The organism is Aeromonas media (assembly GCF_020423125.1).
GTDB lineage: Bacteria > Pseudomonadota > Gammaproteobacteria > Enterobacterales > Aeromonadaceae > Aeromonas > Aeromonas media.
This window is the reverse complement of the sequence record NZ_CP075564.1, coordinates 1,011,256-1,031,525: the sequence shown is the minus strand read 5'-3', so window position 1 is coordinate 1,031,525 and position 20,270 is coordinate 1,011,256. Positions and strand designations below refer to the sequence as shown.

The 20,270-nt window shown below is 59.9% G+C and carries 20 protein-coding genes; 5 read left to right on the top strand and 15 right to left on the bottom strand.

The window, feature by feature from the left end; translation table 11 throughout:
* Window positions 1–23: 23 nt before the first annotated feature.
* The 4 genes from glmM to rlmE all read right to left on the bottom strand — a co-directional run bounded on the left by glmM (window position 24) and on the right by rlmE (window position 4,933).
* Window positions 24–1,358, bottom strand: a complete 1,335-nt coding sequence (glmM, locus tag KI797_RS04905) for a phosphoglucosamine mutase (protein ID WP_042648792.1) — start codon at window positions 1,356–1,358, stop codon at window positions 24–26.
* 17 nt (window positions 1,359–1,375) lie between these two features.
* Window positions 1,376–2,221 (bottom strand): dihydropteroate synthase, encoded by an 846-nt coding sequence (folP, locus tag KI797_RS04900; RefSeq protein WP_171268615.1) that lies wholly within the window; start codon window positions 2,219–2,221, stop codon window positions 1,376–1,378.
* An 84-nt stretch (window positions 2,222–2,305) separates the two neighbouring features.
* Window positions 2,306–4,258, bottom strand: a complete 1,953-nt coding sequence (gene ftsH, locus KI797_RS04895; protein WP_041205193.1) for an ATP-dependent zinc metalloprotease FtsH — start codon at window positions 4,256–4,258, stop codon at window positions 2,306–2,308.
* Window positions 4,259–4,303: 45 nt separating this feature from the next.
* A complete protein-coding gene (gene rlmE, locus KI797_RS04890) occupies window positions 4,304–4,933 on the bottom strand; it encodes a 23S rRNA (uridine(2552)-2'-O)-methyltransferase RlmE (RefSeq protein WP_226171794.1) in 630 nt (209 codons plus the stop codon).
* A 97-nt stretch (window positions 4,934–5,030) separates the two neighbouring features.
* On the opposite strand from rlmE, the gene yhbY reads away from it, so the two are divergent.
* Together yhbY and KI797_RS04880 are read left to right on the top strand one after the other, a co-directional pair.
* Complete coding sequence (gene yhbY, locus KI797_RS04885; protein ID WP_226171792.1) at window positions 5,031–5,327, top strand: ribosome assembly RNA-binding protein YhbY; 297 nt, start codon at window positions 5,031–5,033, stop codon at window positions 5,325–5,327.
* 105 nt (window positions 5,328–5,432) lie between these two features.
* Window positions 5,433–6,026: a PilZ domain-containing protein gene (locus KI797_RS04880; protein ID WP_226171789.1), complete on the top strand. Its 594-nt coding sequence runs from the start codon at window positions 5,433–5,435 to the stop codon at window positions 6,024–6,026.
* A gap of 48 nt (window positions 6,027–6,074) precedes the next feature.
* Here KI797_RS04880 and greA read toward each other — a convergent pair whose 3' ends face one another.
* From greA to pomA, 3 genes are all read right to left on the bottom strand, one after another.
* Complete coding sequence (gene greA, locus KI797_RS04875) at window positions 6,075–6,551, bottom strand: transcription elongation factor GreA (protein WP_041205192.1); 477 nt, start codon at window positions 6,549–6,551, stop codon at window positions 6,075–6,077.
* 145 nt (window positions 6,552–6,696) lie between these two features.
* Window positions 6,697–7,590: a flagellar motor protein MotB gene (locus KI797_RS04870; RefSeq protein WP_042648788.1), complete on the bottom strand. Its 894-nt coding sequence runs from the start codon at window positions 7,588–7,590 to the stop codon at window positions 6,697–6,699.
* Window positions 7,591–7,598: 8 nt separating this feature from the next.
* On the bottom strand, window positions 7,599–8,357 hold the full coding sequence (pomA, locus tag KI797_RS04865; RefSeq protein WP_005326615.1) for a flagellar motor protein PomA: 759 nt from the start codon (window positions 8,355–8,357) through the stop codon (window positions 7,599–7,601).
* A gap of 234 nt (window positions 8,358–8,591) precedes the next feature.
* Between pomA and xseB the strand changes: the two genes are divergently transcribed.
* From xseB to dxs, 3 genes are read left to right on the top strand one after another with little or no spacing between them, the layout of a single operon-like run.
* Window positions 8,592–8,843, top strand: a complete 252-nt coding sequence (gene xseB, locus KI797_RS04860) for an exodeoxyribonuclease VII small subunit (protein ID WP_025326041.1) — start codon at window positions 8,592–8,594, stop codon at window positions 8,841–8,843.
* Window positions 8,844–9,734 (top strand): (2E,6E)-farnesyl diphosphate synthase, encoded by an 891-nt coding sequence (ispA, locus tag KI797_RS04855; protein ID WP_226171786.1) that lies wholly within the window; start codon window positions 8,844–8,846, stop codon window positions 9,732–9,734. It abuts the gene before it with no gap.
* Window positions 9,735–9,755: 21 nt separating this feature from the next.
* Window positions 9,756–11,621: a 1-deoxy-D-xylulose-5-phosphate synthase gene (gene dxs, locus KI797_RS04850; RefSeq protein ID WP_226171785.1), complete on the top strand. Its 1,866-nt coding sequence runs from the start codon at window positions 9,756–9,758 to the stop codon at window positions 11,619–11,621.
* 80 nt (window positions 11,622–11,701) lie between these two features.
* On the opposite strand, the gene KI797_RS04845 is transcribed toward dxs, so the two are convergent.
* From KI797_RS04845 to ribH, 8 genes are all read right to left on the bottom strand, one after another.
* Complete coding sequence (locus KI797_RS04845) at window positions 11,702–12,643, bottom strand: ABC transporter permease (RefSeq protein ID WP_041205190.1); 942 nt, start codon at window positions 12,641–12,643, stop codon at window positions 11,702–11,704.
* Window positions 12,644–12,646: 3 nt separating this feature from the next.
* Window positions 12,647–13,621 carry an ABC transporter permease gene (locus tag KI797_RS04840; RefSeq protein ID WP_005326609.1) on the bottom strand — a complete coding sequence of 325 codons (975 nt, stop codon included), beginning with the start codon at window positions 13,619–13,621 and terminating at the stop codon, window positions 12,647–12,649.
* Between the two features lie 97 nt (window positions 13,622–13,718).
* A complete protein-coding gene (locus KI797_RS04835) occupies window positions 13,719–15,275 on the bottom strand; it encodes an ABC transporter substrate-binding protein (RefSeq protein WP_182788013.1) in 1,557 nt (518 codons plus the stop codon).
* Window positions 15,276–15,333: 58 nt separating this feature from the next.
* Complete coding sequence (locus KI797_RS04830; RefSeq protein WP_226171783.1) at window positions 15,334–17,058, bottom strand: dipeptide ABC transporter ATP-binding protein; 1,725 nt, start codon at window positions 17,056–17,058, stop codon at window positions 15,334–15,336.
* A gap of 660 nt (window positions 17,059–17,718) precedes the next feature.
* Window positions 17,719–18,207: a phosphatidylglycerophosphatase A family protein gene (locus tag KI797_RS04825; RefSeq protein WP_218409497.1), complete on the bottom strand. Its 489-nt coding sequence runs from the start codon at window positions 18,205–18,207 to the stop codon at window positions 17,719–17,721.
* Window positions 18,204–19,163 (bottom strand): thiamine-phosphate kinase, encoded by a 960-nt coding sequence (gene thiL / locus KI797_RS04820; protein ID WP_226171781.1) that lies wholly within the window; start codon window positions 19,161–19,163, stop codon window positions 18,204–18,206. Before thiL ends, KI797_RS04825 begins: the two co-directional genes overlap by 4 nt.
* A gap of 57 nt (window positions 19,164–19,220) precedes the next feature.
* Window positions 19,221–19,634, bottom strand: a complete 414-nt coding sequence (gene nusB, locus KI797_RS04815; RefSeq protein WP_025326032.1) for a transcription antitermination factor NusB — start codon at window positions 19,632–19,634, stop codon at window positions 19,221–19,223.
* A 14-nt stretch (window positions 19,635–19,648) separates the two neighbouring features.
* Window positions 19,649–20,119 (bottom strand): 6,7-dimethyl-8-ribityllumazine synthase, encoded by a 471-nt coding sequence (ribH, locus tag KI797_RS04810; protein ID WP_005326596.1) that lies wholly within the window; start codon window positions 20,117–20,119, stop codon window positions 19,649–19,651.
* Between the last annotated feature and the right edge of the window lie 151 nt (window positions 20,120–20,270).

Below are 20,270 nucleotides of genomic sequence, written 5' to 3'. Positions count from 1 at the left end.
TAAAAAATCGCCCTGGTTGCTCATTAAAACGCCGATTCGACCTGTTGGGCGATGCGTTGTGCCATGTCACGCACCTGTTGCTCATGCTCCCCTTCCACCATGACCCGGATCAAGGGCTCGGTGCCGGATTTGCGCAGCAGGACACGGCCACGGCCGCCCAGTTCCTGTTCCACCTTGGCCACTTCCTGCTGCACGGCTTCGGCCGCCAGCGGATCCTTGCCCTCGGCAAAACGCACGTTCACCAGTACCTGGGGGAACTTGCTCATGCCGGAGCGCAGCTTGGCCAGCGGCATCTCCGCAGAGCACACCGCCGTCAGCACCTGCAGGGCGGCGACTATGCCATCCCCTGTGGTGGTCTGGTCCAGGCAGATGATGTGACCGGAGTTCTCGCCACCGATGCGCCAGCCCTTCTCGTTCATCATCTCGAGCACGTAGCGGTCACCCACCTTGGCACGGGCAAATGGAATACCGAGCGTCTGCAGCGCCAGCTCCAGGCCCATGTTGGCCATTAGAGTACCTACCACACCGCCCTTGAGGCGGCCGTTGCGCAGGGCATCGCGGGCGATGATGTAGAGGATCTCGTCACCGTCGATGATGTAGCCAGTGCTGTCTACCATCACCAGGCGATCGCCGTCACCGTCGAAGGCAACACCGAGATCGGCCTTGCACTCCAGCACCTTGGCGGCCAGCGCCTCCGGTGCGGTGGAGCCCACCCCATCGTTGATGTTGAGGCCATCCGGGCTGCAACCGATGGCAATCACCTCGGCGCCCAGCTCGCGGAACACCGAGGGGGCAATGTGATAGGTGGCTCCATGGCCACAATCCACCACCATCTTCACTCCTTCCAGGCTCAGATGGGTGGGGAAGGTGCTCTTGCAGAACTCGATGTAACGGCCGGCGGCATCGTCGATGCGCTGCGCCTTGCCAAGTTCGGCGGACTCCACGCACTTGAGCTCGTTATCCAGCTCGGCCTCGATGGCCAGCTCCACTTCATCGGGCAGCTTGGTGCCATCGGCGGAGAAGAACTTGATGCCGTTGTCGTAATAAGGGTTGTGGGAGGCGCTGATGACGATGCCAGCCTCGGCACGGAAGGTGCGAGTCAGGTAGGCCACCGCCGGCGTCGGCATGGGACCCATCAGTATGGCCTTGAGGCCCGCTGCGGAGAGGCCCGCTTCCAGGGCGGATTCAAGCATATAGCCAGAGATGCGAGTATCTTTGCCGATCAGCACCTTCTTGGTGCCCTTCTTGGAGAGCACCTTGCCGGCGGCCCAACCCAGCTTCATCACGAAATCCGGGGTGATCGGAAATTCGCCAACCTTGCCGCGGACACCATCGGTGCCAAAATACTTTCTGGTCATTATCTGTTCTCGTTTTTTTATTTGGATATGAAATCTTGTCCCGTCATTACCATCCAGCCAACGCGCAGAGCATCCATGGTGGCTCGCACGTCGTGCACCCGGATGATCCTGGCGCCATGTTGCAACCCGATCAGAGCGCAGGCCAGGCTGCCGGCCAGCCGCTCATCAACGGGGCGGCCAAGCAGATTGCCTATCATAGACTTTCGCGACATCCCCACCAAGAGCGGCAGACCGTAATCCAACAACTTCTGCTGTTCGGCCAGCAACTGATAGTTGTGTGTCACCGTCTTGCCAAAACCATAACCCGGATCCAGCAGCAGGTGCCGACGCGGGATCCCTGCATCCAGGCAAGCGACTATCCGTTCGTCGAAGAAGGCCCTCACTTCCCCCAGCAAGTCGTCGTAATGAGGCTCGGCCTGCATGGTTCTCGGCTGGCCTTGCATGTGCATCAGACACACGGGCACGTCAGCCCCTGCCGCTGCAGCCAGGGCACCGGGCTCGAGCAGGGACCGCACGTCATTGATGAGGTGAGCGCCTGCCGAGCAGCCCGCCCTCATCACGGCAGCCTTGGAGGTATCGAGGGAGATCATCACATCGAGTTCCTGCACCATCCGCTCGACCACAGGGATAACCCTGTCCAGCTCCTCCTGCTCGCTCACGTCGGGGGCGCCCGGGCGGGTCGACTCGCCACCGATGTCGATGAGGGTGGCTCCCTCCTCCACCATCTGACGAGCATGGGCCAGCGCCAGTTCAAGTGGTTTGAAGCGGCCGCCATCGGAGAAGGAGTCCGGAGTCACGTTGAGGATCCCCATGACGTGGGGACGCTCCAGGGAGAGGCTGCGCCCCTTGCTGATTAGTTGCATCTTTACATCTACCTGTTACAAGAAAATCTGGGTATCCGCATAAAGAAAAACCCCGGGCAAGCCCGGGGTTTGGATCATGAAAGCTTATTTGGCCGGGACATCGTTCGCCTTGTCGATGTCATTCAGCGGTGCACTGCTGTCATCGGACGGCGCCTTGACCTCGGGCTCGCGGCTCACACTGGCGCCACCTTGCGGGGTATCACCGTGCTCATCATGCCAGTTGCTGGGAGCACGAACCTCACGACGGGCCATCAGATCGTCGATCTGCTTGGCATCTATGGTCTCGTACTTCATCAAGGCATCCTTCATGGTGTGCAGTACATCCATGTTGTCCTGCAGGATCTGCTTGGCACGAGCATAGTTGCGATCGATGACCTGCTTGACCTCGGCATCGATGACACGCGCGGTGTCGTCGGACATGTGCTTGGCCTTGGCCATGCTGCGACCGAGGAACACTTCACCATCTTCTTCTGCATAGAGCATGGGGCCGAGGCGCTCGGACATCCCCCACTGAGTGACCATCTTGCGCGCGATGTCGGTAGCACGCTCGATGTCATTGGAGGCACCGGTCGATACCTTCTCGGTACCGTAGATCAGCTCTTCCGCCAGACGACCGCCGTACAGGCTGGAGATCATCGACTCCAGATGCTGCTTGGAGTGGCTCCAGCGATCCTGCTCCGGCAGGTACATGGTCACACCCAGCGCACGACCGCGCGGGATAATGGAGACCTTGTAGACGGGATCATGATCCGGCACGACACGACCAATGATGGCGTGACCGGCTTCATGATAAGCCGTCATCTCCTTCTCGGACTCTTTCATCACCATGGAGCGGCGTTCCGCCCCCATCATGATCTTGTCCTTGGCCTTCTCGAATTCCAGCATGGAGACCACGCGGCGGCTCTCACGGGCGGAGAACAGGGCAGCCTCGTTGACCAGGTTCGCGAGATCGGCACCAGAGAAGCCGGGTGTACCGCGGGCAATCAGCGCCGGATTGACGTCATCCGCCAACGGCACCTTGCGCATGTGCACCTTCAGGATCTGCTCACGGCCGCGGACATCCGGCAGACCGACCACGACCTGACGGTCGAAACGACCCGGGCGCAGCAGAGCGGGATCCAGCACGTCTGGACGGTTGGTCGCGGCGATGACGATGACGCCTTCATTGCCTTCGAAACCATCCATCTCGACCAGCATCTGGTTCAGGGTCTGCTCACGCTCATCGTGGCCACCACCCAGACCGGCGCCACGCTGGCGACCGACCGCATCGATTTCATCGATGAAGATGATGCAGGGGGAGGACTTCTTGGCCTGCTCGAACATGTCACGCACCCGGGAGGCGCCGACACCCACGAACATCTCGACGAAGTCGGAACCGGAGATGGTGAAGAAGGGCACCTTGGCCTCACCCGCGATGGCCTTGGCCAGCAGGGTCTTACCGGTACCGGGCGGGCCTACCAGCAGCACGCCGGTCGGGATCTTGCCGCCCAGTTTCTGGAACTTGGTCGGATCGCGCAGATAGTCGACCAGCTCTTTGACCTCTTCCTTCGCCTCGTCACAACCCGCCACGTCGACGAAGGTGGTCTTGATCTGATCTTCACTCATCAGGCGAGCCTTGCTCTTGCCGAACGACATGGCACCCTTGCCACCGCCGCCCTGCATCTGACGCATGAAGAAGACCCAGACACCGATCAGCAACAGCATCGGGAACCAAGAGATGAAGATGGACGTGATCAGAGACGGCTCTTCCGGCTTCTCACCCATCACCTTCACGTTATGGTTGAGCATGTCGTTAAGCAGTTGGGGATCCGGCGCAGGGATGATGGTGGTGAAACGTTCACCGGTGCGCTTGACGCCATTAATGACCTTGCCATCCATCCGCACTTCACGGATCTGCTCTTGGGTCACTTCTTTCACGAAGCTGGAATAGTCCAGCTGGCGACTGGTGGTATCGCTGGGGCTGAAGCTATTGAACACCGACATCAGCACGACGGCGATGACCAGCCACAGGATTAGGTTTTTCGCCATGTCACTCAAATCAATGACCTCGCAGACTGACAGTTAACGATGAGGGTTAGGGTACTACAGTTTAAAACCGGTAGCCACAATGTAGACTTCTCGTGAACGGGCACGGGAGGAGTCTGGTTTACGAATCTTGACGACAGAGAAAAGTCTACGAATTTCATTGAGATAGGCGTCGAAGCCCTCCCCCTGAAATACCTTGACCACGAAACTGCCATTACTGCGCAGGACCTGATTGCACATGTCCAGCGCCAGCTCGACCAGATACATGGAGCGAGCCTGATCCACCTGCTGGGTCCCGCTCATGTTGGGCGCCATGTCAGACATGACCACATCAACCTTGTCCGGGCCAACCCGGGCCAGCAAGGCGGCAAGCACAGTTTCCTCCCGAAAGTCCCCTTGCAGGAAATCGACACCGGCAATGGAATCCATCGGCAGAATATCGCAAGCAATCACCCGTCCCTTGTCACCCACCTGATCGATAGCGAACTGGGACCAGCCACCAGGGGCGGCTCCCAGATCCACCACCGTCATGCCCGGCTTGAGCAGTTTGTCCTTGCCCTGGATCTCGTCGATCTTGAACACGGCGCGGGAACGCAGTCCCAACTTCTGGGCTTTTTTGACGTAATGATCGTCAAAATGTTCTTTTAACCAGCGGGTTGAACTGGGGGAATGTTTTTTCTGGGTCATGATTGTCGACTTTAAAAAACCACAAGGGTTATTAGTATTAAGGGCTAAGTGGGGGTAGAATACGCCCCTTTCAACCCTGACTTATGAAGAAATTGCCATGATTCTCAACAATAAACAGAAACAACACCTCAAGGGCCTCGCCCACAGCCTGAAGCCAGTCGTCCTGCTGGGACAACACGGCCTGACCGAAGGGGTGCTGGCCGAGATCGATCTGGCGCTGAACCACCACGAGCTGATCAAGGTTAAGGTGTCGTCTGAAGATCGTGAGATGAAACAGCTGGTAATGGATGCCATCGTTCGTGAAACCGGCGCCATCAAGGTACAGAGCATGGGCCATGTACTGACCATCTATCGTCAGGCCACAGAACCCAAGATCCAGTTGCCCCGCAAGTAACAGGAAAGAGCGTTCGCTCTTTCCTTCATTTCTCTTCTTCCCAAGTCGCTTGCCAAAATAGTCGTCAGGCCCTTAACCTGCGATGAATACTTGCGGACATCCACTATGGACAAGCATCAGATTCTCACCGACGAGGAGCTGGCCATGCTGCAGGACTTGGGAGACGCCGAGGACATGGCCGCCGGCCAGTTCCTACGAGGCAACCTGAGCCTTCCCCTACAGAGCCTGTTGCAACGGGCAAGCCCCCTGACGATCGAGGCCCGCATCGCCGGCCATCAACTGCGTTTTCCGCTGCATTGTACCCTGGCGGCGGAAGGCCACACCGAGCTGCGCATCGCCGCCCCTACCATCACGGAGCTGGGCTCCCCTCACCTGCGCGCCTGGCGACTCGATGAGAAAGCCGTCCTGCACACCAGCGATGCCGAGTATGAGGTGCACAGCCTCTCCCTAGGCGGTCTCATCGTGGCCGGTTTGCCACCGACCCTGGCCAAGGGCGATCGGCTGCACGGTACCCTCGGCATAGAAGGATTGCCTCCCCTGGCACTGAGCGGCACCCTGATAAGGCACGTCCACTCCCACCAGCAGCGCCACGACTGGGCCATGAAATTCCAGCTGGACAAGGGAGACCAGGAGCAACTGCGGGATTGGCTCTTCCAGCGTCATCAGGACGCCTTCGTCCAGGCCTATCAGGGGGACTAAATGCAACAGGGGAGCCGGGCTCCCCTGTTTCTTCATCGCCCCTCATCGTCAGAGGTAGGCGACTTCCAAAATTTCGTACTCAACATCGCCAGCCGGTGTCTTGACGATGGCCACATCGTCCACTTCCTTGCCGATCAGGGCACGGGCAATGGGCGAGTTCACGGAGATCATGTTCTGCTTGATGTCCGCCTCGTCGTCGCCCACGATGCGGTACACCACTTCCTCTTCCGTTTCGCTTTTCAGCAGGGTCACGGTCGCACCGAAGATGACGCGGCCATTGTTGGCAATCTTGGTGATATCGATCACCTGAGCATTGGAGAGCTTGCTCTCAATCTCCTGAATGCGGCCTTCACAGAAACCTTGTTGCTCACGAGCGGCATGGTATTCGGCGTTTTCTTTCAGATCACCATGTTCACGGGCATCAGCAATCGCTTCGATAATCTGGGGGCGCAGCTCGCTCTTCAGATAGTCGAGCTCTTGACGCAGCTTTTCAGCGCCGCGAACAGTCATCGGAGTATGATTCATAGTCGAAACCTGGGTTGCTTTATAAAGAGAAGCTGCGGCAATCAAAGAGAGCCGCAGCTATCGGTTCGGATGAGGCATCTTAATATGAAGCCGCCACAAAATCCATGTCAGCCCCTGCGAACGGGATCGCGCTTCCTGGCGAAAGCTACTTGGGATCCGCCACCCCTATAGGGGCAGATACCGTCGGTTTGCCCTGCATGATGGCGATCTCCACCCGCCGGTTCATGCGCCGGTTCTCCGGGCTGTTGTTCGGCACCAGTGGCTGGGAATCCGCCATCCCCTGCACCACCAAACGGCTGCCGTCAAAGCCGGGCACCTTGATCATCTGGTGGGCCACCGCCACCGCACGCTGGGATGAGAGCTCCCAGTTGGACTGGAACAACTCGTCTTCGGTGGCAACGTCATCGGTATGACCGGAGACGGTGATCTCCCCCGGCACATCCTTGAGCAAGGTCGCGACTTTACGGATCACCGGCCAGAACTGGGGCTGCAGGAAGGCGGATCCCGCCGGGAACGCCGCCTTCTCGCGGATGCGAATGATGATCTGCTGACCCAGCGCCTCTATCTCGATGGCACCGTCCTGGATCTGTGCCTGCATCTGCTCGGCCAGCGCCTTGGCCAGTTCGTTGGACTGCTCCTGCGCCTTCTGGGCCTGCTGGGCGGTGTCGCCACCGCTCTGCTGCCCCTCGGTCTTGTCATGGCCTCCCGCCTGATCCGCATCCCCAGGCTGAAAATCCAGCTCGGTCTGGGTCATATCTATGGTCTGCTGCATGATGGTGTCGATGGGCGTCGGTTCGGGCCGGCCGGGGCGAAACTCCTGGGCGATGACAGAGGTACCCTTGGGGATGTCCTTCACCTCCAGAATGTTCTGCACCCCGAACGCCTTCTCCATGGAGCCGGCGATCTGCTTGAACTTCTGCACATCCATCTCGGCGAAGGAGAGCAGCAGCACGAAGAAGCACATCAACAGGGACATGAGATCGGCGAAGGTACCCATGTAACCGGGCAGGCCGGGCGGCGGACACTTGCACTTTGCCATGCGGCCTCCTATTCGAGCCCGTTGTTGCGTTTGGACTGATTCAGGTAGTTCTGCAGCATGGCCTGGATCACGCGAGGGTTCTGGCCGTCCTGGATCCCCATGATGGCGTCGAGGATCAGAGTGCGGCTCAACTGCTCCTCGCCGCTGCGCAGCTCCAGCTTGTCGGCGATGGGAATGGCGATCATGTTGGCTTCAATCGCCCCGTACAGCGTGGTCAGCAAGGCCACCGCCATGGCCGGACCGATGGATTTGGGGTCGCTCATGTTCGCCAGCATGGCCACCAGCCCCACTAGCGTACCTATCATCCCCATGGCGGGGCCGAGATCACCGAGGGAGCGAAACACCTTGATGGCGATGACGTGGCGCTCCGAGGTCAGTTCGATGTCTTTCTCCATCACGGCGCGCACCACATCGGCGTCATGGCCGTCCACCAGCATGTCGATGCCCTTCTTCATGAAGGGATTGGGGATCTCCGCCGCCTCAAGCGCCAGAAAGCCTCCCTTGCGGGCCGAGTCCGCCAGCTCGACCGCTTTGGCAATCAGATCGTCGAGCTTGTCGCCCTTGTACATGAACGCCTTGCCGGCCACCTTGAACGCCATCAGAAACTGGCTGAGGTTGAACTTCATCATGCAGATGAACAGAGAACCTAATATGGTGATATAGACCGAAGGCATATCCACATACATGCTCATGGGGCCACCCAGCAGCATGCCGTACACCACGACCCCGAACCCCAGCACTATGCCTATCAGACTGCCTAAATCCACATCCCTACTCCTGTCGCCGAACTTGCCATCTATTTATATTGCGTTGAATTTTCTGCTATTGCGCCCCTGGCAGCAAGCCCGGCACACCTCAATAACCCATCGGCAGTACATGGATGCCAGCCCCTTTCTATCGGCCGGGGTCAGGATAGTTTGAGGACAGCACACTTTTCTGCCTCCCCCCTGTGCCCGGTCGATGTTAAGATGAGCCGTTTTTTTCAATCCCCGAGGATGGACATGGCCAGTAAAAAAATCGACCGTCTGAGTTTTGATGCCACCCTGGAAGAGCTGGAAACCATAGTGCATCAACTGGAACAGGGGTCGCTCCCCCTCGAGGAGGCACTCAAGCAATTCGAACAGGGCATCCATCTGGTGCGTGCCGGCCAGCAGAAGCTGGAGCAGGCCGAGCAGAAGATCCAGATCCTCCTGACCCAGGCCGATGGCAGCGAACAGGCGGTCCCCTTTCGATCAGAGCAAGGAGAGGAGTGAGTGACGCTGGACGATTTCTCCCGCCTGCACCGCCGCCGCATCGACGACTGCCTCTCGGCACAGCTTGAGGCCCTGCCCGCCATGGCACCACGCCTGCGGGATGCAATGAAATACGGCCTGCTGCTCGGCGGCAAGCGGGTGCGCCCCTTCCTGGTCTACGCCGTTGGCGAGATGCTGGGGGTGAAGAGCGAATTGCTCGACGGGCCCGCCGCCGCAGTGGAGTGCATCCACGCCTACTCCCTGCTGCACGACGACCTGCCCGCCATGGACAACGACGATCTGCGTCGCGGCCAGCCGACTGTGCACAAGGCGTTCGACGAAGGCACCGCCATTCTGGCCGGTGATGCCCTGCAGACCCTGGCATTCTCCATACTGGCGGATCATCCCCTCCCCGACGAGCTGCTGGCCAACCGGGTACGGATGCTGAGTACCCTGGCCCGCGCCTCCGGCTATCTCGGCATGTGTGGCGGCCAGGCGCTGGATCTGGAGGCCGAAGGCCGCCGGATCAGCCTCGCCGAGCTGGAGCAGGTGCATCGCCACAAGACGGGAGCACTCATCGAGTGCGCCGTCACTCTGGGAGCCCTGTGCAAGGCCGACGTGGCGCCTGCCACCCTGGCTGCGCTGCAAACCTATGCCGCCGCCATCGGGCTCGCCTTCCAGGTGCAGGATGACATCCTCGACATCACGGGCGACACCGCCACCCTCGGCAAGCCGCAAGGTTCGGATCTGGCGCAGGAGAAGAGCACCTATCCGGCCCTGCTCGGTCTCGACCCTGCCCGTGAGCTGGCTCGCGAACTGCATGACAAGGCCTTAACAGCCCTGCAATCCTTGCCCTACAATACCGACATTCTGGAAGCGTTTGCCGATTACATCATCGAGCGAACCCACTAAACGCTGGATAACAGTAACAATATGAGCGTTGATATTAGCGATTTCCCCAACCTGGCCCTCGCGGATACGCCAGTCGAGTTGCGATCCCTGCCCAAAGAGCGGCTGCCCATTCTGTGCGAAGAGCTGCGCGAGTATCTGCTGCGCTCGGTGAGCCGCTCCAGCGGCCACTTCGCCTCCGGCCTCGGCACAGTCGAGCTGACGGTCGCCTTGCACTACGTCTACAACACCCCCTTCGATCGATTGGTGTGGGATGTGGGCCATCAGGCCTATCCCCACAAGATCCTGACCGGCCGGCGCGAACGCATTCACACCATTCGCCAGAAAGATGGCCTGCACCCCTTCCCCTGGCGGGAAGAGAGCGAGTATGACGTGCTCAGCGTGGGCCACTCCAGCACTTCCATAGGTGCCGCCCTCGGCATGGCGGTTGCCGCCGAGAGCGAGGGGCTGGGCCGCAAGGTGGTGGCCGTCATCGGTGATGGCGCCATCACGGCAGGCATGGCCTTCGAGGCCCTCAACCACGCCGGCGACGTTCACAAGGACATGCTGGTGGTGCTCAATGACAACGAGATGTCCATCTCCGAGAATGTCGGGGCGCTCAACAACCACCTGGCCAGGCTGATGTCCGGCAAGCTCTACACCACCATCCGCGAAGGTGGCAAGAAGGTGCTGGCGGGGCTGCCGCCGGTCAAGGAGCTGGCCAAACGGGCCGAGGAACACCTCAAGGGCATGGTGGTGCCCGGCACCCTGTTCGAGGAGTTCGGCTTCAACTACATAGGCCCCATCGACGGCCACGACATCCACGCTCTGGTCGAGACCCTGCGCAACATGCGCAACCTCAAGGGGCCGCAGCTGCTGCACGTCAAGACCAAGAAGGGCAAGGGCTACGAGCCTGCCGAGAAAGATCCGATCGGTTATCACGCCGTCCCCAAGTTCAATCCGGACGAGTGCGCCCTGCCCAAGAGCGCCGGTGGCAAACCCACCTTCTCCGCCATCTTCGGCCAGTGGCTGTGCGACATGGCAGCGAAAGACGAAAGGCTGGTCGGCATCACCCCCGCCATGCGCGAGGGCTCCGGCCTGGTCAAGTTCAGCCAGCAGTATCCGGATCGCTACTTCGACGTAGCCATCGCCGAACAGCATGCGGTCACCTTCGCCGCCGGCCTTGCCATCGCCGACAAGAAACCCGTGGTCGCCATCTATTCGAGCTTCCTGCAACGGGCCTATGACCAGCTGATCCACGATGTGGCGCTGCAGAACCTGCCGGTGCTGTTCGCCATCGACAGGGCCGGCCTGGTAGGCGCCGACGGCCCCACCCATCAGGGGGCGTTCGACATCAGCTTCCTGCGCACAGTCCCGAACATGGTGGTGATGACGCCGTCCGACGAGAACGAGTGCCGTCAGATGCTCTTCACCGGCTATCAGTGCAACCAGCCCGCTGCGGTGCGCTATCCCCGTGGCAGCGGCTGCGGCAGCGAGATCATGAGCGAGATGCAGGCACTTGAACTCGGCAAGGGCCGGATTGTTCGCCAGGGAAAAGGCACCGCCATACTGGCGTTCGGTACCCTGCTGCATCAGGCCAGGGCCGCCGCCGAGGCGCTGGACACCACCCTGGTGGACATGCGCTTCGTCAAGCCCATGGACGAGGCGCTGGTGCTCTCCCTTGCCGCCAGCCACGATCAGTTTGTCACTCTCGAGGACAACGCCATCATGGGCGGGGCCGGTTCTGCGGTGAACGAGCTGCTGATGCGCAGCAAGCAGTGCAAGCCAGTGCTCAATCTGGGGCTGCCGGATCGCTTCGTGGAGCAAGGCACCCAGGAGGAGATCTATGCCCAGCTGGGGCTGGATGGCGTTGGTATCCAGGCCGGCATCGAGGCCTGGCTGCAAGCCTGACGCAAGTGCTTACTGCAATCACAAGCAATAAAGAAGGGCGCCTGATGGCGCCCTTCTTGTATTTTCACTTCTGACCCGAGTCAACCCTTGTAGATCTTGGGGTTGAACACATCCCGCAGCCAGTCACCCAGCAGGTTGATGACCAGCACCAGCACCACCAGGCAGATGCCCGGGAAGGCGGTGATCCACCAGGAGCCGGAGAAGATGTAGTTGAAGCCCACACTGATGAGGGAGCCCAGGGACGGTTGATCCACTGGCATGCCCAACCCCAGAAAGGAGAGTGCTGCCTCGCTCATGATGGCGTTCGCCACCTGCACCGTGGAGATGACCAGGATGGGCGACAGGCAGTTCGGCAGTATGTGGCGGAACATGATGCGCGGGGCACGGAACCCCATCACCTGGGCCGCTTCCACGTACTCCTTCTTCTTCTCCGCCAGCACCGAGGCGCGCACCGTACGGGCATACTGGGGCCATTCGGCTATGCCGATGATCACCACCAGCATGACGATGGCGAACTCGGAATAGAGATCCGAGCCAAAGGTCGCCTGGAAGATGGCGGAGATGATGATGGCCACCATCATGGTGGAGAACGACAGCTGCACGTCGGCGAAGCGCATCAGCAGGTTGTCGATGCGACCACCGAAATAACCGGCGATGAGGCCGATGACGATGCCGAGCACTAGCTGCAGGCCGACGGCGAACAGACCTATGGTCAGCGAGATGCGGGCGCCATAGAGGATGGTGCTCCAGATGTCCCGTCCCTGGTTGTCGGTACCGAGCCAGAAGCGTGCCTCGCCCCCTTCCAGCCAGGAGGGAGGCAGCTCCGCATCCATCAGATCGAAGCTGGTCTGGTCATAGACGTTGTGCGGCGCCAGCCAGGGCGCCAGCAGCGCCGCCAGTACGAACACCACAAACACGGCAAAGCTGAACATGGCTACCTTGTCCCGCAGGAAGTAGTAGACGATGTCAGAGTTCTTGAATCGCGCCCAACGGCTTGGGCTTGCAGTTACAGCGTTAGTCATCTGTTACCCCTTGGCGGTCAGGTTGACGGTCGGGTTGATGAACCCGTAGAGCAGGTCGACCAGGGTATTGGTCACCACGAAGATAAGGCCCACGAAGATGACGTAAGCGGTGATCAGTGGGGTATCGACCCTGTGGATCGCCTCGAGGAACAGGAAACCCGTCCCCGGCCACTGGAACACGCTCTCGGTCAGTATGGTGTAGGCCACCATGGTGCCGATCTGCACGCCGCCGACAGTGATGACCGGCAGCATGGTGTTCTTCAGGGCGTGCTGGTAGTAGACCTTGTTGTTGTCCAGCCCCTTGGCACGGGCGAACTTGACGTACTCGGAGGAGAGCTGCTCCAGCATCTCGGAGCGTACCAGCCGGATGAACAGCGGCAGCATGATGGAGGAGAGGGACACCGCAGGCAGGATCAGGTGCTTGATGCCATCCCAGGTGAAGAAGCCCGACTCCCAGCCCAGCAGGTTGTAGGTCTCGCCACGGCCATAGGCCGGCAGCCAGCCGAGCTGGATGGAGAAGAGGTACATCAGCATGATGGCGGTCAGGAAGACCGGGATCGAGATGCCGATGCTGCTCACCGCCATGATGAGCTTGGTCAGGAAACTGCGCGGTCTTATCGCCGAATAAACCCCCAGCGGAATGGAGACAACGACGATGATGAGCGCAGCGGCAAACACCAGCTCAAGGGTAGCCACCAGCTTGTCGAGGATCACCTCGAGGGCCGGTCGCTTGAAGAAATAGGAGGTGCCCAGATCCCCTTGCACCGCGTTCTGCAAGAAGCGGCTGTATTTCACCAAAAAGGGATCGTTGAGGCCCATTTTGTCGCGCAGCTCCTGGCGCACGGACTCGGAGACGGATTGTCCCACCAGCTCGCGCAGCGGATCCCCCAGGTTGTCCTGGATGGAGAAGGCGACCAGGCTGATGACGAACATCACTATCACGGCCTGATAGAACCGTTTCAGCAGGAATGTAAACATGCTTGTCCTTCTACGTGGCCTGTGTCTTGGCACAGGCTTCTGTTAATGGTGGGGGCAGCCATGGCTACCCCCACCGGGTCCTTCCTTAACGCTTCTCTTACTTGTTGACCACCAGGTCACCCAGGTAAGGGAAGTTCATCACGTTGACGATCGGCTTGATGTCGACATTCTTCTTGGCGCCATAGGCCAGGTCTTCCCAATGCAACGGCACATAGGCTGCGTCGTCGATCAGCATGGCTTCCACCTTCTGCAGGATGGCGGCACGCTTGGCCGGATCGGTTTCGGTGTTCGCTTCCATCACCATCTTGTCAGCTTCTGCGTTGGCATAACCGCCGCAGTTGTACTGACCCATGCCGGTCTTGGCATCCTTGGTGAAGGTCAGGAACTCGAAGAAGTTCGCACTGTCTTCGGTGTCGGAGTGCCAGCCGATCAACTGCATGTCGGAGGCGCACTTGTCAAACTCGGGCCAGTACTGGGCCACCGGCATGGTCTTCAGATCCACCTTGATGTTGATCTTGGACAGCATGGCGGAGACAGCCTGGGCGATCTTGACGTCGTTGACGTAGCGGGCAGCCGGGGAGATGAAGGTCATCTTGAAGCCCTTCTCGTAACCGGCTTCCTTCATCAGCTCCTTGGCCTTGGCCAGATCATACTGGGGCTTGAGCGCCTCGTTGTAACCGGCATAGCCTTTCGGGCTCAGCTGGCCAGCGGGGGTACCGAAGCCCTTGTTGATCTTGTCGACTATGCCCACCTGGTTGATGGCGTAGTTGATCGCCTGACGCACGCGCTTGTCTTTGAGCGCCGGGTTGGTGTTCTGGTTCAGCTCGATGATGATGGCGCGGGTACCGGACAGGGTCACCAGCTGGGAATCCTTGCCGTTCTTCACGCGCTCCAGATCGTTCGGGGCAACCGGGTAGATCATGTCCACGTCACCACCCAGCAGGGCGGCTACGCGGGTCGCATCTTCCTTGATCGGCACCACGGTCAGGTTCTGGACGTTGCCCTTGGAGGCCTTGTCCCAGTAGTTGGCGTTGCGGGCATATTCCAGCTTCACGCCCTGCTCGCGGAACTTGACGCTGAACGGACCGGTACCGGAAACGTGGGTAGAGGCATAGGAGTCACCGTTCTTGACGATGGCGGCCTTGTCCTTGCCGGCTTCATCCTTGCCGCTGTAGAACTTGGAGTCCATCGGGAAGATGTAGGTGACGGTCTGCAGCACCAGCGGGAACGGCTTGGCGGTGACGAGATCCACGGTGAAATCATCCACCTTCTTGGCTTCGGCGATGGGGTCGAAAATAGCCTTGAAGTCCGGGGAGGCCTTCAGACGGTTGACTGTCCATACCACGTCATCGGCGGTGAAGTCGTTGCCGGAGTGGAACTTGACACCCTTGCGCAGGTGGAAGCGGACGGTCTTGTCGTCGATGCGCTCATACTTCTCGGCCAGACGCGGCTCGAATTGCAGATCCTGGGTGTAACGCATCAGGGGATCGAACACCAGGTGAGACATCTCCAGGGTCTGACCGGAGAGCTGCTCCTGCGGGTCCAGCGAGGTGGCGTCAGAGGCGACGGCAACCTTGATGTCGGCGGCAGAAACGTTGAACGCGAGACCAGCGGCGAACAGCGCCATGGCGATCTTGGATAATCCTTTCTTCATGTCTTTCTCCATGCTTTTGGCTTTTTATTGACAGACAAACCGGCGAACCGGTGCTTTCCTAGCTTGCGATTTCCAGCCCCTCGCGGGACATTCCCTTAAATTCCGGCATGAGGGAGATCAGCTTGCGGCTGTACTCATGCTCGGCATTGGTAAACAGTTTTTCGGTCTCCGCGACCTCCACCAGGTGGCCGTGCTGCATCACGCCTATGCGATCGCACATCTGGCGGATGACCGGCAGATCGTGGCTGATGAACAGCATTGTCAGCCCAAGCTCCTGCTGCAAATCCTTGAGCAGGTTGAGGATCTGGGCCTGCACCGAGACATCCAACGCAGAGGTGGGCTCGTCGCAGATAAGGAAGCGCGGCCGGGTCGCCAGGGCGCGGGCGATGGAGATGCGCTGGCGCTGACCACCGGAAAACTCGTGGGGATACTTGACCCCGGCCCCGCGGCCGAGGCCGACGTGATCCAGCAGATCGCTCACTATGCCCTCAATCTGGCTCTCGCTGCTCGCCAGTTTGTGGAAGCGGATCGGCTCGGCGATGATGTCACGCACCTTCATGCGCGGGTTCATCGAGGAGTAAGGGTTCTGGAACACCATCTGCATCTGGCGGCGCAGCGGGCGGCGCTCATGCTCCCCTTTCAAGGCAGTGAGGTCGATCCCCTCGAAGAAGATCTTGCCGGTATCGGGCGGATAGAGGCCGGTGATGGCACGCGCTATGGTGGATTTGCCGGAGCCCGACTCCCCCACCAGACCGAAAGTCTCCCCTTCGAAGATCTCGAAGCTGATGTTGTTGCAGGCACGCACGTACTGGCGACGGCTCGGGAAGATGGAATCCTTGGTGACAAACTTCAGATCCACGTTCTCTACCCGCAGCAGGGCACCTTCATAGCTGCGCTCGTCCTGACTCTGGCCGAGCCAGTGGGTCTTGAGATCGATGCTGAGATCCGGCGCACCGGCATCCTCTATGTAGGAAACCAGGGGGAAGCGCACCAGCTTCACATCGGAACGGGGCACCGCCGAGATGAGGCTGCGGGTATAGGGGTGGCTGGGGCGACCCAGCACCTGTTCTGTGGTGCCGAACTCCACCAGATCCCCGCGATACATGACAGCCACCTTGTCGGTGACGTTGGAGACCACGCCCATGTCGTGGGTCACCAGCATGCAGCCCACCTGACGCTCCTTGCAGAGGTTGCGGATGAGCTGGAGGATCTGATCCTGAATGGAGACGTCCAGCGCCGTGGTCGGCTCATCGGCGATGATGAGTTCGGGATTCCCCGACAGCGCGATGGCGATGACCACCCGCTGGCGCATGCCACCGGAGAACTGGTGCGGGTACTGCTTGATGCGTACTTCCGGCTGCGGTATCCCGACCGCCCCCATCAGCTCGAGGGCCTTGGCAAAGGCCACCTCGCGATTGAGATCGGTGTTGGCCAGTATGGTCTCCACCAACTGCTGCTCAACGGTGAACAGCGGATTGAGGGAGGTCATGGGATCCTGGAAGATGAAGCCGATACGGGAGCCACGAATGGCCCGCATCTCGTTCTGGCTCTTGCCGGAGATGAGCTCACCGTTGAGGTAGATATCGCCACGGGCGATGCGGCCGGGCGGGCTCAACAGATCGATGACGGCATTGCCTATGGTGGACTTGCCGGCACCTGATTCGCCGACTACGCCGACGATCTCGCCTTTTTCCACGGAAAAAGAGAGATCCTTGACCGCGGCCAGCACCCCATAGCGGGAGGGGTACTCGATCCGCAAGTTTTTCACTTCGAGCAAGGACATGGTTACCTCTGCGGGGGACATCCGTCCCAAATAATTCGTCCGTAAATCAGCCGCAGATGCTGGTTGTGCCTTGGTATGTATGTTGAGAGCTTGTCTTGTGCAGTAAACGCTCAATCCATGAGGCAGCCAAACCAGCGATCCGGGCGGGTTTTTTGCATTTTTTTGGAATAACCCGCGAGTAAGTTAGTCGGTTTGCCCGCAGGTGTAAATGATCCAGTTATACAATTTCGCAATACTTTGCGCAGATAACGCACTCGCCACAGGCGAAAAATGTCGATAAATATCACACCAACAGAGATTGTGATGGCAACGCGATAGATTAGCTTATTTAAATTTCAACAAAGATGTAACAAGCAATCGAATCCACTATTCAATGCAGACTACGCGGCTTCGAATGAGTAGTGAATATTTATGTGAAATGATTTTTTAACGACAGCATATCTGGATGAAGGAAAACTAAGCAGAGATAAATAGGGTCAACTCAGAATGATCTGCCAGAGCCCAATGCGCCATCACCGGACAAGGCGGAGGGATTGCATACAAAAAGGCGCAGTCCCATCAAGGAACTGCGCCTGAAGCTTAATTGTATGAAAAGAGTGGGCAGACAGACGATGAAACTGCGCGGCAGCGAGGGCCAGCGGCCGTGATCGCCGACCTGCCTTACCAGCGAGCCAGCAGCTGCATGCAGAGCAGGGCGAACAGACCGGCGATGAGGTCGTCCAGCATGATGCCGAGCCCGCCGTGGATACGGCGATCAAACCAGGAGATGGGCCAGGGCTTGAGCACATCGAACAGCCGGAACAACACGAAGCCGGCCAGCACCCACTCCCAGCCGGCGGGGGCCGCTATCATGGTGACGCCGAACCCTATCACCTCGTCCCAGACGATGGCGCCGTGATCCGGCATGCCGATGGCATCGGTGGCCGCCTGGCAGATGCGAATGCCCGCCACGAACCCCACCGCCAGCAGGGCGATGAACCAGGGCGTCGGCAGGCCGCTCACCAGCAGGTAGAGCGGAATGGCCACCAGGGTCCCCATGGTGCCCGGCGCCCTGGGGGAGAGGCCGGCACCAAAACCCAGCGCCAGACAGTGGAGCGGGTTCTTCAGGCTCAGGTTTTTCAGTTCGGGGCTTATCTTGAAAAAGCTCATGCGAAGTGATCCCAGCCCTTGAGATGAAGCTCGACCGGCTGTTCACCCTGCACGTAGTCGATGCCGGGGTCGCCGGCCTGGATGCGGCCGATGCGGGTGAATCTGACGCCACAGTTGGCCAGCGCCGTGTCCAGGGCACCGTGATGCTCTTGTGGCACGGTGAAGCAGAGCTCGTAGTCATCGCCGCCGGCCAGCGCCAGCTGCCAGGTATCCCGTGCGGGCACAGCGTCCTGCAACACGGGCGAGAGCGGCAGCAGGTCGAGATCGATCTGGGCCCGCACGCCGGACGCCTTGAGGATATGACCGAGATCGGAAGCCAGGCCGTCGGAGAGATCCAGCGCGCTGCTCGCCAGCCCGCGCAAGGCCTGACCGGCCAGGATGCGGGGATGGGGATGATCGAGCCTGGGCAGCACGGCCGCCAGCTGGTTCTCGTTGAGGGTACGCTTGCCCAGCAAGTGGGAGAGGGCCAGGGCCGCATCCCCCAGGGTGCCGGTGACATAGATGCCGTCCCCCACCCTGGCGCCGCTGCGCATCAGGGCGCGACCGGTCGGCACGGATCCCTTCACCGAGACGGTGATGGAGAGTGGCCCGCGGGTCATGTCCCCCCCCACCAGGGCCACGTTGTAATATTCGGCGAGCTCGAGGAACCCTTCCGCAAAGCCCGCAACCCAGGCCTCGTTGACGGCGGGCAGGGTCAGTGCCAGGGAGACCCAGCGCGGCTCGGCCCCCATGGCGGCGAGATCGGAGAGGTTGACCGCCAGCGCCTTGTACCCCAGATCCACCGGATCCATGTCCGGGAAGAAGTGCACGCCGCTCACCAGGGTGTCGGTGCTCACCGCCAGTTGGGTATCGGGGGGCAGGGTCAGCAGGGCGCAGTCATCCCCTGGGCCCATCACCACGTCCTTGCGGGCGTGGGGGACCTTGAAGTACTTCTCAATCAGCTCAAATTCACCCATACAGTAAAAAGCCAGCAATAAGCTGGCTCCTCTCTTAAATGCTTACAGACGGCGGGATCAACGCTTGGGCAGCGTCTTGATCACCTTGTCCAGTACGCCGTTGACAAACTTGTGGCTGTCATCGGCGGCGAAGGCTTTGGCCAGCTCGATCGCTTCGTTGATCACCACGCGCGGCGGCACATCATCACGACGGGTCAGCTCGTAGGTCGCCAGACGCAGGATCGCCTTGTCCACCATGTCCACTTCTTCCAGCGGACGGGAGAGGAAAGGTGAGAACACCTTGTCCAGCTCGTTGCAGTGGACCGCTACCCCGAACAGCAGATCGCGGAAATAGCTCAGGTCCACACCCTTGGTGTCCTGATCGATCTTGAACTGCTCTTCGATGTCGCCCACGTTTGCCTGGGTCATCTGCCACTGGTAGATGGCCTGGGTGGCGCAATGACGGGCCTTACGGCGCTCGGACGGTTTCAATGTACTTCTCCTCGTTACACGTCCAGCTGTTTCAGGACGTTGATCATTTCGAGCGCGCTCAGTGCAGCCTCTGCACCCTTGTTACCCGCCTTGGTACCGGCGCGCTCGATGGCTTGTTCAATGTTTTCAGTGGTCAGTACGCCGAAGGCGACGGGAATGTCATACTCCATCATCACCTGAGCCAGCCCCTTGCCGTTCTCGCTCGCCACCAGTTCGAAGTGATAGGTGCCGCCACGGATGACGGTACCGAGCGCAACGATGGCGTCGTATTGACCGCTCTTGGCCAGCTTCTTGGCTGCCAGGGGAATTTCGACGGCACCCGGTACGCGCACCAGGGTGAGATTGCTGTCCTGGACCTGGCCTTGACGCTTCAGTACGTCTACCGCACCGTTCACCAGGCTGTCATTGATGAAGCTGTTGAAACGGGCAACGACAATAGCAACACGCGCCTCGGGAGCGGCGATATTCCCTTCGATAATCTTCATTGGAAATCCTGTCTCTGTGCAATCAATAGGGGCCGGGGCCAAAAGTGCACGCATTCTAGCACAACAGAGCCGCGACAAAAAACCATGGCCGCAACAAGCGGCCATGATCGTCATTCACCCCGTCAGAGGGGCTTGTTCACCGACGTATTCC

Bases quoted from the DNA above. Each gene is read 5' to 3' on its own strand.
- glmM (WP_042648792.1), bottom strand. From the start codon at position 1,358: ATGACCAGAAAGTATTTTGGCACCGATGGTGTCCGCGGCAAGGTTGGC.
- folP (WP_171268615.1), bottom strand. From the start codon at position 2,221: ATGCAACTAATCAGCAAGGGGCGCAGCCTCTCCCTGGAGCGTCCCCAC.
- rlmE (WP_226171794.1), bottom strand. From the start codon at position 4,933: ATGACCCAGAAAAAACATTCCCCCAGTTCAACCCGCTGGTTAAAAGAA.
- yhbY (WP_226171792.1), top strand. From the start codon at position 5,031: ATGATTCTCAACAATAAACAGAAACAACACCTCAAGGGCCTCGCCCAC.
- KI797_RS04880 (WP_226171789.1), top strand. From the start codon at position 5,433: ATGGACAAGCATCAGATTCTCACCGACGAGGAGCTGGCCATGCTGCAG.
- greA (WP_041205192.1), bottom strand. From the start codon at position 6,551: ATGAATCATACTCCGATGACTGTTCGCGGCGCTGAAAAGCTGCGTCAA.
- KI797_RS04870 (WP_042648788.1), bottom strand. From the start codon at position 7,590: ATGGCAAAGTGCAAGTGTCCGCCGCCCGGCCTGCCCGGTTACATGGGT.
- xseB (WP_025326041.1), top strand. From the start codon at position 8,592: ATGGCCAGTAAAAAAATCGACCGTCTGAGTTTTGATGCCACCCTGGAA.
- dxs (WP_226171785.1), top strand. From the start codon at position 9,756: ATGAGCGTTGATATTAGCGATTTCCCCAACCTGGCCCTCGCGGATACG.
- KI797_RS04845 (WP_041205190.1), bottom strand. From the start codon at position 12,643: ATGACTAACGCTGTAACTGCAAGCCCAAGCCGTTGGGCGCGATTCAAG.
- KI797_RS04840 (WP_005326609.1), bottom strand. From the start codon at position 13,621: ATGTTTACATTCCTGCTGAAACGGTTCTATCAGGCCGTGATAGTGATG.
- KI797_RS04835 (WP_182788013.1), bottom strand. From the start codon at position 15,275: ATGAAGAAAGGATTATCCAAGATCGCCATGGCGCTGTTCGCCGCTGGT.
- KI797_RS04830 (WP_226171783.1), bottom strand. From the start codon at position 17,058: ATGTCCTTGCTCGAAGTGAAAAACTTGCGGATCGAGTACCCCTCCCGC.
- KI797_RS04825 (WP_218409497.1), bottom strand. From the start codon at position 18,207: ATGAGCTTTTTCAAGATAAGCCCCGAACTGAAAAACCTGAGCCTGAAG.
- thiL (WP_226171781.1), bottom strand. From the start codon at position 19,163: ATGGGTGAATTTGAGCTGATTGAGAAGTACTTCAAGGTCCCCCACGCC.
- ribH (WP_005326596.1), bottom strand. From the start codon at position 20,119: ATGAAGATTATCGAAGGGAATATCGCCGCTCCCGAGGCGCGTGTTGCT.